The sequence below is a fragment of the Polaromonas naphthalenivorans CJ2 genome, assembly GCF_000015505.1.
GTDB classification, from domain to species: domain Bacteria; phylum Pseudomonadota; class Gammaproteobacteria; order Burkholderiales; family Burkholderiaceae_C; genus Polaromonas; species Polaromonas naphthalenivorans.
In genome coordinates, this window is sequence record NC_008760.1 from 105,271 (window position 1) to 117,939 (window position 12,669).

Here is a 12,669-nt window from a genome sequence, read left to right on the forward strand (position 1 = left end):
TGACGCGAAAGCAGGCCCGACTAGTGTCTCGTCATGAGGAAGTTGTCGGGTAAAGGCGTTTTAGCTTGATGCGGGCATCCTTGGTTGTGAATTGCCAGTTGACTTTGGCCTGAAGGTTGTCGCGGCGGGCCTGCCAGGCAGCGACTTCGCTGCGCACGGTCTCGATGCTGTCGATGCGCCGGCTCAGGCACTGATCCACCATAACGTTGATTTCGATCTCGGCCATGTTCAGCCAGCTGCCGTGCTTGGGCGTGTAGACGAACTCGAAGCGGTCCCACAGCGCCTTGGCCTGCTCGGGGGAAAACGCCTCGTACAGTGAGCCCGGGGTGTGGGTGTTGAGGTTGTCCATCACGAGTGTGATGCGCTCGGCGTCGGGGTAGCTGGCGGCAATGTCCTGCACGAACACCGCCCAGTCCGTTTTGGTCCGCCGCTCAGTGACCTTGGTTAGGCGCCGCCCGGCCAGCGGCTCGCTAGCCATGAACACGTTGCACACGCCGCAGCGTTCGTATTCGTAGTCATGGCGCTCGGGCCGCCCGGGCGCCGCTGCAATAGGCTCGCGGGTCTCGCGAATGAGCTGGCGAGGCGTCTCATCCATGCACACCACGGGGTGCTTCGCGTCCATAGGGCGGCTGTAGATGTCCAGCACCTTTTCCATGGCGGCCACGAAGGCGGCGCTCGCTGGCGGCGCGATCACCCAGCCGACTTTCCTCCAGGGTTTGAGTTCGTTTTTTTGAGAGCCCGCCGCACCGTCTCATGGGACACGGTGTCGATATATTCCAGTTCGACCAGCCGGTCAGCCAGCAGCCGTAGCGACCAGCGGGCCTGGCCTTCGGGCGGCGCCGAGCAACTCAGCGCCAGCAGCTGCGCCTCCAGGCGGCCATCGATCTTCAGGTCGTACTCGCACCTGGAGGGCTGGCGGTTCAGCGTGAGGTCCAGGCCTTCGAGGACAAACTTCTTCTTGATGCGGTCCACCTTGCGCTCACTCACGCACAGCATGGTTGCGATGTCACACGTGCGAGCGCGTTCGGTTCGCCCTCCTGATTGGTCACAGTTGAGCAGTATCAAGGCATTGATGACTTTGGACGCTGCGTGGGTGCCTTTGCCTGCAATGCCCTGCAGCTCGGCTCTTTCTGGCTCGGATAACGTGACTTTGTAATGTTCCATCCCCCATTGTCCACGTCACATAGCTCATGACGCGACACTAGGCGCAATGCTGTTCACTTAAGTCCTTTACCCTGAGTTTGTCAAAGTAGCTCGCCACTTAACAAAGCTTCGGCATGCACGATTCGGACAGGTTGCGGTACCTAACTGAACAGCATTGCAGCTAGGCGCGAGCTTTTCCCGGCCGAGCGCGCCGTAACACAGCCGGTGCTGGTCAGCCAGGTTGTGCAGCGCCTGCAGCGCCGAGCGCTTTTTTCGATCAATGGGTGAAGTCCTACCCTTGCGCTCCCCGTGCCGCGCTATGGTATCGGCATGGTCATCATCAAGCATCAAGGGGTCATCCTTGCATCCGCGCTGGGGCGCGGGGCAGCAGCCGTCGCGGGCGCATGGCTGCTGATGCTCGGTCATGCCGCTTCATCGCCTTTTCCCGATCAACCGAAGACAACGGCTGCACCGCGCAGCGCAGCACTGGCGCCCGTGCAGCGGACCGCCTGTCCCTTGCAGCCGGCAGCGGCAGCAACCGGCAGGAAGGACGGGAAATTTTCTCTGCAGGCCGACTTGTCCGGCATGACCGCGAAAAATATCGCCTCGTTCATTGTCCTGGGCAAGGAAGCGGCTGCGGCAGGCCGGCCGCGCGACGCCGAAGTGGCGTTCCTGATGTCGTGCCGGGTGGCCGACAAGCTCAAGGGAATGGACTCCGTCGAGTCCGCCGACGCGAAGTACCAGCTGGGCTGGCTTTATGCGGGACTCGCCTTGGAGGACGGCTCTGCCAGAGCCAGCCGCGCCGAGCTGCGCAGGCGCGCCCAACGCCTGTACGCCGACAGCCTGCGCACGTACCTGGCCAGGTACGGCCAAGCCCATGAAAAGTCACGGTTCGCGGCCGAAGGGCTCAAGGCGCTGGGCCAGCCGGTCAGGTCGGCGCAGGAGGGCACTTCACCGCCTTCTCAAGCCTTGATGCCGCCATCGCAGGCCCGCCGCAATGAGGCCGCACAAGCAGCGCTGCCGGCGCCGCATGGGCCGAGCACGGCAGCGCCGCCCGGGCCGAGTTTTGACTGCGCCAAGGCGCGCTCGATGCCCGAGAAGATGATTTGTTCGGACGCCGAGCTTGCCCGGCTCGACCGCGAACTGGGCCGGGTGTACGCGCGGGCCAAAAGCGCGGCGGCCGACGGCGCCGCCTTTGGGCGCCAGAACAGCGAGGAGTGGCGCCGGCGCGAGGCAACGTGCCGGGACCGGGAGTGCCTGCTGCGCTGGTATGCCAACAGGCACGATCAGCTGATGCATGTCATTGAAGGGCCGAAGCAGGAGCCAGCGCCATCAACGGTCTCCCGATAAACTATTTTGTGGCGACGCTGAGCTTTGCTTCGTTTGCCGCCCTGCCCATATCGGCAGCGGAATCAAGCAAGTCGGCCATATCCTAATGTCCACATACCTTTGGAAGGTGCTCTACAGCCTGAAGCAGCAGCAGCGTGCCGGAAGTCGCCAACGACGAGACACGCGAGTATTCGACCGCCTCGATGTCTGAGCTGAAGAAGATGGTGGGCATCAGCGTGTTGCTGGGGTTGTCCCAACAGGTGCGCGATGGCGGCATGAACCTGCCCAGGCCAGGCGCACGGCGTGACAGCCAAGGCAGCCTCCACGGCAATCAGCCATACCTGCAGTGAGAGCCTGATGCGGGACACTGAACATAATTCTCAAAGGTAGCCAATTTTGCAAGAGGGAACACCTTCCACGAATTATCATTACGTTAGCCCCCAAGAAGCCCGCACGCCATGAAACGCATACCCGAGCAGCCCGACCGGGAAAACCGCATCGCCTTCGAGATCGTCGTGGATGCCTACGACGCGGCGGAACGGGCCATGGGCTGGTACTGCTACCTCCAAGACGAACTGCAAGTGCCGTTCAAGGCGACGTGCCGGTCAGCTCGCGCGACGTCACCGCTGGAAGTCGGCGTCGAGGTCGAAGTGGTCGACCTGGCAAGCGAAGACGACTGCATGTCTGAGATCTTCGTACTCGTCAGGTACGCAAAGTCCCGGCTTGCCGTGCCACTCGAACAGCTTGCGTGTCATGCGCTGGATAAGCAAACGTGCCAGGCCGTTGCCGATTGGCACTATTGGGTGGCACGTGGCTACGAATACTGACGGCGGGCCTGCTCACCGCCCCGATCTGCTCACCAGCCAACACCGATCCGGCCATGAGGTTGAACGACGACGAATTCCTCGACGCGTGCCAGAACATCGAAGCTGGCCTGAAAACACAGTATGAGCGACATCCAGGTCTCACGGACGAAAGATGCGCGTTCGCGCTTGGCCTGGCCAAGATCGCGGTGAAACAGCGGTTTGGATGTGCAAGGAACGAGTGCTGCAAAGTGGGTCCGGACCAGCAGGGAATCATCGACGGGTGCGTCGAGTGCGCGGCAACGCGCGTGGACAACGCCAATGGGCCAACACACCACGTTGTATTGCAGTCTCTGGCGGTATAGAGCACGATGGCCGTCAGTACAGCACATTCCTGTGCAGAGCCTGTAGGAGGTGCCCGATCATGCAGATGTTGATTCCTGAAGTGACCACGGACGTATTGCAGGCCTTTGCCGACGCGTGGAATCGCCACGATGTCGATGTTCTCATGTCGTTCATGACAGAGGACTGCGTCTTCGAGTCCTCTGCTGGCGCTGATGTCTGCGGCACCCGGTACGTTGGCAGACAAGCCGTGCGAGCGGGCTTCGCGCAGGTCTGGGGGGTCTTTCCCGATGCCCACTGGGGCAATGTGCGCCATTTTGTCCATGGAAACCGAGGCGTCTCCGAGTGGACGTTCACGGGAACACGTGCGGATGGAACCCGCGTCGAAGTTCATGGTTGTGATCTGTTCACCTTTCGCGACGGCAAGATCTTGCTGAAGAACTCTTACCGCAAGAACCGTCCACCCAGTGAGAACTCAACGCGATGACACCCGCCCCTTCGTTTTACCGGCCTTTCCTCAGCAGCCGGTGAACTGAAGTGTTGAAGGTCAGGTATCCGGAAATTTGAAGGTGAGCGTCCAGTCTTTTGGCGACCGTCCATTGATCGTTAGAAATGCAGCATGTGATTCCGATCGTCCGTGTCGGCTTGACTTCCAACCGAATTGATGTGCAGTCAATGATCGTTCATGACCGGCTCTTGATGGCCCGATAAGTTCGTTCGAATCGACAATGTGTGCGGTTGCCGAGCGGACAGTCGAGCTGTAGCAGTGACGCGCGCTTCGAGCGGACTCCTCGGAGTCAAAGAATGATGCGGTTCTACGCATCTCATTACACACAAATCCCCGTTTCGCTGTAGCTCCTGGCGTAGCGGGCACCTTCCACGAAGACGGCAATTTCCTGCAGGCCCAACCATAGCGTTCTGGCACCGGGCTCACCATCGCCTTTTCGCCCCAAAAACCCGCCTCGCCGGGCAATCAGCCGGATGACTTCGTTGAGTCCGGGCATCTTTTTCGGTATCGGCTTTTTGTTCAGGATGTACGCCGCACGCCACTCGTCGGGCTCAAACACCAGTTCGGCATCGAGCTCGGGCACCGTGCGCCCCAGCCGCATCAAGCGGTTGATGCGCCAGGCAATGACCAGGTATATCGCCAGCGCTGACTCCAGCCGGTCTTTGTCGCTCAGCTGCAGCCGCTCGACTCGGCAGCCCTCCTTGAGAATCAAGAAAAAAAGCTCGATTTCCCAGCGCGAGCGGTACCAGTCGATCAGCTCGCTGGCCTGTTCCAGTGTGCTGGCCACGCGGTTGCTCAGCAGCCGCCAGACCACGGGCTTGACGCCTGCCGGGGCGTTGACCTCCGAGGCCACCAGGCAGCTGACCTCGATGACTCCCTTGTCCCTGTCGCTCAGCTGGACGCGCTCAATGCGGATGTCCTGCTCGACCGTGCGGCTCTTTCGGCCCCGCCCGGCTGGCAGCATGAAGCGGATGCGCCCCAGAGAAGTTTGCACCATCACCCGGTCCCACAGCTTGTCCCCGCCCGGCAGCACCCGGTTGTGCTGGCTGCGCACCAGGTAGTCGGCCGGGTAGCCCAAGTCCCGCGCCTTGACCATCAACTCCAGCATGTCCGACTCGCGGTCGCCGATGCACACATGGCGCGTTTGGGGCAGCTGCTGGGCACTCTCAGCGATTCGCTCGTAGCTCTCAATCCAGCGGGTGCTTTCGCACGGCCCGCCGCGCTTGCCGTCTGCTGCCTTGAATTCGCGCGCCCACGTCCAGGCATTGAATACGCCCAGCGGCTCGCGCTCAGGACTCACAACATAGGTGGGGTGCAAATACAGCCCGCGCTGGGCCTCGTAGTTCAAGGGCCCCAGACCCTCGATGTCCTGTCCGTGGTAGTCCAGCTCGGTTGTGTCCTGAAGGCACAGCACCACTTGGTGCTGTGCCATGCGCGCCTGGCTGGCCTGCAAGTGGGGCGCGAGCACCTTGTCCCAGCTCACCTCTTCGTTGCACAAAAACCGGTAAGCCGCTGCCGTTTCTGCCCAACTCTGGCAAGCGCCGGGAATGCTGGCCGAGGGCTTTTGCCCCAGTCGCTCTGCCAGCAGCACGGCGCGCCGGTTCAGGCGCTCATCGCCCAGTTCGATCGTCTTGAACTCTTCATCGCCCCAGCCCATTGTTGCTTCCTTGACCGTTTAACTTCACCAAACCCCAAGTCTATCGGCTCAACTATGTGTGTAATGGGATGGGTTCTACGGCTGCACAGCAGTACGCGCATTTCGACCTTAATTATCCGGTTGATCTGCGCAATCCGCAGTAGACACGTCGTTGACGACGACACCCAGGCCGCAAAACGAAGTTGTCCAAGTTGTTCGCGTTTCTTGTGGATAACTTTGTTGATGAGGGGCCAAAAATCCATCCAAACCAAGTCAGGGCGCGGCTTGCGCAAGGCTGCCTGCATTTTACGCAGTGCTGCGGGTCAAGAAATGGTTGTTACTGCGTCAAGGGCATCCTTGACGGCAACGTAACACCAAAAGGGTTGGTGCTGACCACTGCCCATCGCGGGAGTCGCTCCAGGGTGTGCAAGTCGCGCTTTTTATTGCCGGCCTCAGTGAGCTTTGACCCCTGTTCGCCAATGCGTCAAGCCCTCTAGCAAACCGTACAACGAAGGCGCGCACCCCCCAGGCGCAGTACGATACGTGCTGCTACAACTTTAGAAAACCCCGACATGAATGAACTCATCAAGCTCCGCCAGCAAATCGCCGAGATGGAAAAGCAGGCCGCGGATCTGCAGAAAAAGAACCGGCCCGCCGTGCTGGCCCAGTTGCGCGAGCAAATGGCCGCCTACGGCATCACGGCTGATGAACTGAGCCGTCCGGCGGCCAAAGCCACCAAGCCCAAGGCGACGCTGGCCAAGCCTGCGGCGAGCCCGACCAAGGGCAAGAAGCCCGTAGTGCATTCGCCCGCGAAATACCGCGGCCCCGAAGGCCAGGAGTGGAGCGGCCGGGGAACGGCGCCCAAGTGGCTCAATGATTTGCTGGCGGGCGGCAAAACCCGGGACGATTTACTGATCCGACAGGACACTGCAGCGTAGGGCACAGGGCAGGGCAGCAACAGCGTCATGACAGGCGGCTTGAATCGGGCCACCTTTGCATGCATGGCGTCAAGCTGCCCGCAAAAAAAAGCCTCAGCACATGAACGCGCTGAGGCTTTTGTCTTGGTTGCGCGGGCAAGATTTGAACTTACGACCTTTGGGTTATGAGCCCAACGAGCTACCAGGCTGCTCCACCGCGCGGAAATTTCGAAAGCGACTTTGCCTGAAAGGCTTGATCGCTGTTGTGCTTGTTATGCTGTTACTTCACAGTACAGGGCATTTGCAGGACACTTCCATTGTACGGCAGCACTGGGGTTGGTTTTTCATCGCCTGAAAACCCAACTTCAGCGATGACACCCGTGCCTTGATGGCCGCAGGCTAGATACCAGCACGGCAGCTAGCCAGCTAGCCAGCTAGCCAGCTAGCCAGCTAGCCAGGGTATGAAAGCTTACTCGGCTTGCACTGCAAGCTTGCTCCGAAAGCCTTGGTGAGCCTCACCAGAAATAACATCGGCAACTCAATGGCCCAGCCACCGGACTTGCCAAGCGAAAAGATCAGGCTGCTGCGCGCCAGCAAGTTCAGGGCAATTTGCGCGCGGATGAAAGCACTGAACGTTCATGGACAGCTCGGTCGGTGTTGATGGTAAAACTGGATGCTGAATGATTTCGGCGGGACCGTGCGTTTCTACCGCTGGACACGCAGGTTGCGGGTAAGGAATGATGTTGCCCACGCGTCCTGAAGCATAATTTCAAGGGTGTGGGTGCCAAAGCATTCGCACAGAGTCAGGTGATCGGTCAGTTTCGCATGCGACGGCGCTACTTTTCGTGTGTGTTGTGCTTTCGGGACTCCATCGCTTTTGTTTTTGTGTTTTTCGAGGAGTCCCCTTCATGGGCAACAAACTATACGTCGGCAACCTGCCTTACACGGTGCGTGACGAAGACCTGCAGCAATCGTTTGGTCAATTCGGTGCTGTCACCAGCGCCAAAGTCATGATGGAGCGCGACACGGGTCGATCCAAAGGCTTTGGCTTTGTCGAGATGGCCAACGACGCCCAAGCACAAGCGGCCATCAACGGCATGAACGGTCAGCCTCTGGGCGGGCGCAGCATTACCGTGAACGAAGCCCGTCCAATGGAGGCACGTCCTCCACGTACCGGCGGTTTCGGCGGTGGTGGCGGTGGAGATCGTTCTGGCGGAGGCGGTTATGGTGGCGGTGATCGCTCTGGCGGTGGCGGCGGCTATAGCGGCGGCCGTTCGGGTGGGGGCGGCTATGGCGGTGGGGACCGTTCGGGTGGCGGTGGTTACGGCGGCGGCGGTGGTGGTGGTCGCGGCGGCTACTAAGCCCGGCATACCCGGTCAACGGCAAAGATGGCGCTTGACACCAGCGTCCCTGGCCTTGCGCTGAGCACAGCATAAAAGGCTTCCAAACTTCGGTTTGGAAGCCTTTTTACCTTGAAGGGCCTGTGCAGGTTGGCACCCACACAGAATTGACCCCCTACTGTCGATTTATGTTTTACCCTTCCTGCAAGCCGCAATCCCCGCGCAGCGCAAGCATTCCAGTGTATGAAAGCGAAGACAGCCAGCATGGATAAGACCTTCATTGCCGGCGACCCGCGTACCATGCGCCTGAAACCTTTGTCCAACAAACTTCAACCACGACAAACCGCTTTGCCCATGGACAACCTTTCTTCGTACACCCCGCCCAAGGTCTGGTCTGGCCTCAAGGAAAGCGGTGGCCGCTTCGCCAGCATCAACCGGCCGACCGCAGGCCCGACCCATGACAAGGCGCTGCCGGTCGGGCGCCATCCGCTGCAGCTGTATTCGCTGGGAACGCCCAACGGCGTCAAGGTGACGGTGATGCTCGAGGAACTGCTGGCCGCGGGGCACACCGGCGCGGAGTACGACGCCTGGCTGATCCGCATCCAGGACGGCGAGCAGTTCGGCAGCGGTTTCGTCTCGGTTAACCCCAACTCCAAGATCCCGGCGCTGCTGGACCGCAGCGGAGCGGCGCCGGTTCGGGTGTTTGAGTCCGGCGCTATTCTGCTGTACCTTGCCGAGAAATTCGGCGCCTTTCTTCCCTCAAGCGGCGCCAAGCGTGCCGAATGCCTGTCGTGGCTGTTCTGGCAGATGGGCAGCGCGCCTTTTCTGGGCGGGGGGTTTGGTCACTTCTACGCGTATGCGCCCACAAAAATTGAGTACGCGATCGACCGGTACGCGATGGAGGTCAAGCGCCAGCTGGACGTGCTCGACCGTCGCCTGGCCGAGAGTCCTTTTCTAGCGGGCGACGAGTACACCGTGGCCGACATGGCGGTGTGGCCTTGGTACGGCGCGCTGGTCAAGGGTCAGCTCTACGAAGCAGGCGAATTCCTGCAGGTTCAGGCGTACCGCCATGTGCTGCGCTGGACGGACCAGATCGCCCAGCGTCCGGCCGCCCAGCGCGGCCGCATGGTCAACCGCACCATCGGCGCGCTGTCCAGCCAATTGCACGAGCGCCACGATGCCGGCGACTTTGACACCCGAACGCAGGACAAGCTGGCCGCGCCGCCTTGATGCTCAGTTGACTTTCCTGTCCTGTCCTGTCCTGTCCTCCAAGCGGAATGCAATCATGATCACCCTGTACGACTGCGCCACCGCGCCCAGCCCGCGCCGCGCCCGCATTTTTCTCGCCGAAAAGGGCGTTGCCTACGAGACGGTCCAGGTGGACCTGAGGAATTCCGAGCAATTGAGCGTTGCCTACCAAAAAATCAATCCGCAGTGCACAGTCCCGGCGCTGCGCACGCCAGAAGGGGAAGTGCTTACCGATAATGCGGCGATCACGGCCTACCTGGAGGCGCGTTACCCGCAGCCGCCGCTGCTGGGCGCCACCCCAATTGAAAAGGCGCACATTGCCAGCTGGAACTGGCGCGTCGAGTTTGAAGGGTTGCTCGCCGTCGCCGAAGCGCTGCGCAACAGCGCCCCCAGCATGGCCAACCGGGCGCTGCCCGGACAGGTGGACTACCCGCAGATTGCCGAACTGGCCCAGCGCGGCTTGGTCAGGGTGCAGCAGTTTTTTAGCATGCTCAACGACCGCCTGGCCGGGAGCGACTTCATTGCCACTGACAGCTTCTCCGTAGCCGACATCACGGCCGTGGTGGCTGTTGACTTTGCACGCGTGGTGAAGCTCAAGCCCGGTGAACAACACCCGCACCTGCAGCGCTGGCGAGCGGCGATGTCCCAGCGGCCATCAATGTCTTTGTAGACGCTTAAAGCGCAATTGATCAGCGTGATGACTTGTGGCCTGCGGCACCAAGCCTTGCCTTTATGGCGCACTCGCGCTAAATTGACCGACCACAAACGCTGCAAATCGCAAGCAGCCTGGCGCCGAACCATTGACCGTTATGGTGCCCGCGTCAAGGCTGCGTAAAAATCCCAAACGGACGTCACACACATGAGCCATCTAGAACACAGCCCGGTCAAGGCGGAACTGGACCGTCTCACCATGAAGTTCTTCCATGCTGTGTCTTTCGAGCCCGGCGAAGCGCCTTCGTACGCAAGCATTGCGGCCTTGTTCATCGAACGCGGCTTGCTCATCAAGAACGTCGGCTCTGCACCCGAGATCTCATCCGTTCAGGAGTTCATTGCGCCACGCGAGGCGCTGGTGAGCTCGGGCACGCTCACGCGGTTTCATGAGTCCGAGATTCTGGGAATCCACCGTGATTTTCGGCAACGTGGCGCATCGATTCAGTGCCTACGCGAAATCCGGCACATTGAACGCAAAGCCGTTCAAAGCCCGAGGGCTGGAAGATGAGTGCCATGGCGTGGGACGACGAGAGGCCCGGTCTTTGCGTCGCCGAGTTGACCGAGCATTCAAGATGAACTCAGCGGCTGCCAGTGAACTGAACATAATTCCAGAAAATGCTCAAACTTCTCAGTAATTGTCAATGCTAAGTTCAGATGTCGCATTCCCTGCAAAGTAGAAATGTCGCTTAACTGATCTTGATCGAATCAAACTCACACTGTTGTCCCTGTGCAGACTTTCAGGACTGCAAGTTCAAGGTCTTCTGGCGTGAACTGACTTGAGAGCTTCGTGCCCGGTTGAGCTTTTTGTCGATACGGGGCTTTTCCCTGATTGGTTCGCGAGGGGGTATCTGATTTGTGCCGGTCATCACGCTGGGCCTGCAGGATCTGTACCGCCTGCAATACGTGGCTGAGTCGTTTGTTTTCGACGATCGCACTTGTGTCCATCTGCGCCAACCGGTCGTAGCGTTCGTACGCCAGGTTCGCGCCATCGGCCCTCAGTTCAATCCGGCCGTCGGGGTATTCGAAAACATCGATATAGCGGTGAATCAAGGAACGGTTGACCGGCGTGTCCTTAAGCAGGTAAATCACCCGGTCATGCTGCAGCGTCAGAGACTGCGAGACCTTTCGCTGAAGCCGCCAGGTAAACAGCAGGTCCAAGTCTTCATCGTCGCGCACGGGCCGGTGCGCATCGAATTGGCTTTTCGGCGGCTTGGCAAAGCGTGCGTTGAAGTCGGCCATGAAGTGCGGTGCGAACGCGTTGGCGGCCTCGCGCGTGTTGATTCCGCGCAGGCGCAGCTCTTTGACCAGGCGGTCCTGCAGCGTCAGGTTGGCCCGCTCGACGCGGCCCTTGGCCTGGCTGGAGTTGGCGCACCAGATGTCAATGTTCAGCTCGAAGAGCACACGCCCGAACTGGGTGGTTCCGCGGCCAAAGTCGGTTGAGTCGCGCACCGAGCGAAAGATGCTGGCCTTGTCGCTGTAGAACGCCACAGGCTTGCCGTGCTGCTCAAGGTAGGCGCGTGTGGCTTCGAAGTAGGCAAAGGCCGATTCGGTGGGCACGAAGTGCAGTTGCATCAGCCGGCTGGTGGCGTCATCGATATACACCAGCAGCGTGCAAGGTGCCGAGCGAGACTCGAACCAGGCATGATCACTGCCATCAATCTGGATGAGTTCGCCAACACAGGCGCGGCGGTTGCGCGGCTGGTAGATTTTGGCTGCGCGCTGTTTGCGCGGCGTCCACAATCCGGCCGCAATCATCAAAGCTCGCACGGTCTCTACGCTGAGCTGGAGCCCATGACATTCAATGAGCTTCTCACAGGCCAACGTCGGGCCGAAGTCCGGGTAACGCGCCTGGATCAGGCCAAGGGCGCGTTGCGCGACTCCAGGGGCCAATTGGTGGTTGCTGGGGCGGCCTCGTTTGCGCGAGACCAGCCCTTGGACACCGTCGTGCTTGTAACGCTGAACTAGCCGCTCAAGCTGACGTCGGCTAAGCCCGAGTTGCTCGGCAGCCTGGCCGACACGCGCCATGCGGTCCACCACAGCCTGGACGGTCTTGAGACGATCGGTTTCGCGCATGGACATGGTAATAGTTGCCGTAGGAGTTGACATCACTGTTCCTCGAGCCCAGAAACTGGACGAGGCAACAATGCGCCATTTCTATTTGGGACAAATGCGACATTACTATTTAGCGCCTACAGTAATATATTCCACGACATCTCTTATGTTAAGTATGCTTACAATTTATTCTCACTCGGTGCCTGGCTTGATATCGCGCAGGCCTGCCTTTCAAAAAAGTTGCTGGCGTGGGCACTGCGGCCGTTGACGACTTGCCACAAACTGGACAACGCGTAAGCCGGCAAAAAGAACAGTCCCCACTGCTCGTACTGCCGAACGTGCGCATGTTCGTGCGCTCGCAGGACGCACAGCGTTGACTGGTCAATTCCCACGATGGCATGGCCCAGCGTCATGGCGCCAAAGCCTACTTGCTCTGGCAGTCTGGCGACGATGCGGCCAAGCCAGCCGCCGTGAAACTCGGCCACCCCCGCCACGAAACGCAGCCGGCCGCCCAAGCAGAGCATGACCAGCCCGGCAGCCAGGCCGAGCAGCGTGTTGGGCGCGGCCCATGCATAGGCAATGAGACGAAACAAAAATCGACGGATGTGCATTGATGGCCTGACGTGAATGCGCCGTGGAC

Annotated in this window: 13 protein-coding genes and 1 tRNA gene; 9 read left to right on the plus strand and 5 right to left on the minus strand. The window is 60.3% G+C overall.

The features are described 5' to 3' along the window. Positions 1 to 31: 31 nt before the first annotated feature. A protein-coding gene (locus PNAP_RS26525; RefSeq protein WP_086000545.1) for an IS630 family transposase occupies positions 32 to 1,164 on the minus strand; the annotation gives its coding sequence in 2 pieces (ribosomal slippage) (positions 32 to 732 and positions 732 to 1,164; 1,134 coding nt in all). A 288-nt stretch (positions 1,165 to 1,452) separates the two neighbouring features. On the opposite strand from PNAP_RS26525, the gene PNAP_RS25340 reads away from it, so the two are divergent. The 4 genes from PNAP_RS25340 to PNAP_RS24205 all read left to right on the plus strand — a co-directional run bounded on the left by PNAP_RS25340 (position 1,453) and on the right by PNAP_RS24205 (position 4,104). After that, positions 1,453 to 2,493, plus strand: coding sequence for a lysozyme inhibitor LprI family protein (locus tag PNAP_RS25340; protein ID WP_049763850.1), 1,041 nt, complete (start codon positions 1,453 to 1,455; stop codon positions 2,491 to 2,493). A gap of 134 nt (positions 2,494 to 2,627) precedes the next feature. Then, positions 2,628 to 2,822, plus strand: coding sequence for a hypothetical protein (locus PNAP_RS24190; protein WP_041377783.1), 195 nt, complete (start codon positions 2,628 to 2,630; stop codon positions 2,820 to 2,822). Positions 2,823 to 2,930: 108 nt separating this feature from the next. Beyond that, the gene (locus PNAP_RS24195) at positions 2,931 to 3,299 is read left to right on the plus strand and encodes a calcium-binding protein (protein WP_011798507.1); all 369 of its coding nucleotides are present in this window, start codon (positions 2,931 to 2,933) and stop codon (positions 3,297 to 3,299) included. Positions 3,300 to 3,699: 400 nt separating this feature from the next. Then, positions 3,700 to 4,104, plus strand: coding sequence for a nuclear transport factor 2 family protein (locus PNAP_RS24205; RefSeq protein ID WP_011798508.1), 405 nt, complete (start codon positions 3,700 to 3,702; stop codon positions 4,102 to 4,104). A gap of 340 nt (positions 4,105 to 4,444) precedes the next feature. On the opposite strand, the gene PNAP_RS24210 is transcribed toward PNAP_RS24205, so the two are convergent. Next, entirely contained in the window at positions 4,445 to 5,782 is a 1,338-nt protein-coding gene (locus PNAP_RS24210) for an IS4 family transposase (protein ID WP_011798278.1), read from the minus strand. 551 nt (positions 5,783 to 6,333) lie between these two features. Here PNAP_RS24210 and PNAP_RS24215 point away from each other — a divergent pair. After that, complete coding sequence (locus PNAP_RS24215) at positions 6,334 to 6,699, plus strand: H-NS histone family protein (protein ID WP_011798509.1); 366 nt, start codon at positions 6,334 to 6,336, stop codon at positions 6,697 to 6,699. A 124-nt stretch (positions 6,700 to 6,823) separates the two neighbouring features. On the opposite strand, the gene PNAP_RS24220 is transcribed toward PNAP_RS24215, so the two are convergent. Then, positions 6,824 to 6,900, minus strand: a tRNA-Met gene (locus PNAP_RS24220). A gap of 686 nt (positions 6,901 to 7,586) precedes the next feature. Here PNAP_RS24220 and PNAP_RS26530 point away from each other — a divergent pair. The 4 genes from PNAP_RS26530 (at position 7,587) to PNAP_RS24240 (ending at position 10,485) form a co-directional block, all read left to right on the plus strand. Beyond that, positions 7,587 to 8,039 (plus strand): RNA recognition motif domain-containing protein, encoded by a 453-nt coding sequence (locus tag PNAP_RS26530; protein WP_011798510.1) that lies wholly within the window; start codon positions 7,587 to 7,589, stop codon positions 8,037 to 8,039. Between the two features lie 333 nt (positions 8,040 to 8,372). Next, positions 8,373 to 9,248, plus strand: coding sequence for a glutathione-dependent disulfide-bond oxidoreductase (yghU, locus tag PNAP_RS24230; RefSeq protein ID WP_011798511.1), 876 nt, complete (start codon positions 8,373 to 8,375; stop codon positions 9,246 to 9,248). Between the two features lie 55 nt (positions 9,249 to 9,303). Further along, entirely contained in the window at positions 9,304 to 9,936 is a 633-nt protein-coding gene (locus PNAP_RS24235; protein WP_011798512.1) for a glutathione S-transferase family protein, read from the plus strand. 189 nt (positions 9,937 to 10,125) lie between these two features. Beyond that, on the plus strand, positions 10,126 to 10,485 hold the full coding sequence (locus PNAP_RS24240) for a hypothetical protein (RefSeq protein ID WP_011798513.1): 360 nt from the start codon (positions 10,126 to 10,128) through the stop codon (positions 10,483 to 10,485). Positions 10,486 to 10,688: 203 nt separating this feature from the next. Here PNAP_RS24240 and PNAP_RS24245 read toward each other — a convergent pair whose 3' ends face one another. Together PNAP_RS24245 and PNAP_RS24250 are read right to left on the minus strand one after the other, a co-directional pair. After that, a complete protein-coding gene (locus PNAP_RS24245) occupies positions 10,689 to 12,056 on the minus strand; it encodes an ISNCY family transposase (RefSeq protein ID WP_157040256.1) in 1,368 nt (455 codons plus the stop codon). 152 nt (positions 12,057 to 12,208) lie between these two features. Continuing rightward, a complete protein-coding gene (locus PNAP_RS24250) occupies positions 12,209 to 12,640 on the minus strand; it encodes a hypothetical protein (protein ID WP_041377785.1) in 432 nt (143 codons plus the stop codon). Positions 12,641 to 12,669: the final 29 nt, after the last annotated feature.

Excerpts from the sequence above, each read along its gene's own strand:
- PNAP_RS24195 (WP_011798507.1), top strand. The coding sequence starts at position 2,931 with ATGAAACGCATACCCGAGCAGCCCGACCGGGAAAACCGCATCGCCTTC.
- PNAP_RS24205 (WP_011798508.1), top strand. The coding sequence starts at position 3,700 with ATGCAGATGTTGATTCCTGAAGTGACCACGGACGTATTGCAGGCCTTT.
- PNAP_RS24210 (WP_011798278.1), bottom strand. The coding sequence starts at position 5,782 with ATGGGCTGGGGCGATGAAGAGTTCAAGACGATCGAACTGGGCGATGAG.
- PNAP_RS24215 (WP_011798509.1), top strand. The coding sequence starts at position 6,334 with ATGAATGAACTCATCAAGCTCCGCCAGCAAATCGCCGAGATGGAAAAG.
- PNAP_RS26530 (WP_011798510.1), top strand. The coding sequence starts at position 7,587 with ATGGGCAACAAACTATACGTCGGCAACCTGCCTTACACGGTGCGTGAC.
- yghU (WP_011798511.1), top strand. The coding sequence starts at position 8,373 with ATGGACAACCTTTCTTCGTACACCCCGCCCAAGGTCTGGTCTGGCCTC.
- PNAP_RS24235 (WP_011798512.1), top strand. The coding sequence starts at position 9,304 with ATGATCACCCTGTACGACTGCGCCACCGCGCCCAGCCCGCGCCGCGCC.
- PNAP_RS24240 (WP_011798513.1), top strand. The coding sequence starts at position 10,126 with ATGAGCCATCTAGAACACAGCCCGGTCAAGGCGGAACTGGACCGTCTC.
- PNAP_RS24245 (WP_157040256.1), bottom strand. The coding sequence starts at position 12,056 with ATGTCCATGCGCGAAACCGATCGTCTCAAGACCGTCCAGGCTGTGGTG.
- PNAP_RS24250 (WP_041377785.1), bottom strand. The coding sequence starts at position 12,640 with ATGCACATCCGTCGATTTTTGTTTCGTCTCATTGCCTATGCATGGGCC.